The organism is Mesotoga sp. UBA5847 (assembly GCF_002432735.1).
Classification (GTDB): Bacteria; Thermotogota; Thermotogae; order Petrotogales; family Kosmotogaceae; genus Mesotoga.
Window position 1 is genome coordinate 86,492 of the sequence record NZ_DJGL01000079.1, and the last position, 385, is coordinate 86,876.

Here is a 385-nt window from a genome sequence, read left to right on the forward strand (position 1 = left end):
AGACGTTCGCTATGCTGACGAGAAGGCGAGAGAAAAGCCAGTCACTGCTGAAGTAAGACGCAATGCCGCCTTCGGCGGGACGCAAGGCTGGCGAAGATCTTGCCAGGTCGCTATGCCCGGAAGAGCATCCGGGGACGCATTGCTGCCTTCGGCAAGAGGCGAGGCCGACTTCGTCGGGAAGTGATGCTGCTGTGCAGGAAGCCTCTCAGGTCAACCGTCAACGGTCCACCGTCCACCGAAGATCCCGCTGTGCGCTTAAGAGCGAGGACCCGCTGGTCGCTGAAAGAGCCGCTGCACGCTTAAGAGCAGAAAACCCGTTCTACGCTGTGAAAAGCCAAAACCCTGGACATGCCTTCAACGCTCTTTTTCATTCTTTGTCAAAGAA

1 protein-coding gene is annotated in these 385 nt (G+C 57.1%); it reads left to right on the forward strand.

All coding sequences use genetic code 11. From position 1 onward, the window contains the following. Nucleotides 1-184: hypothetical protein (locus tag B3K91_RS09805; protein WP_292594947.1), on the forward strand; the 184-nt coding region annotated here is incomplete at its 5' end. Nucleotides 185-385: the final 201 nt, after the last annotated feature.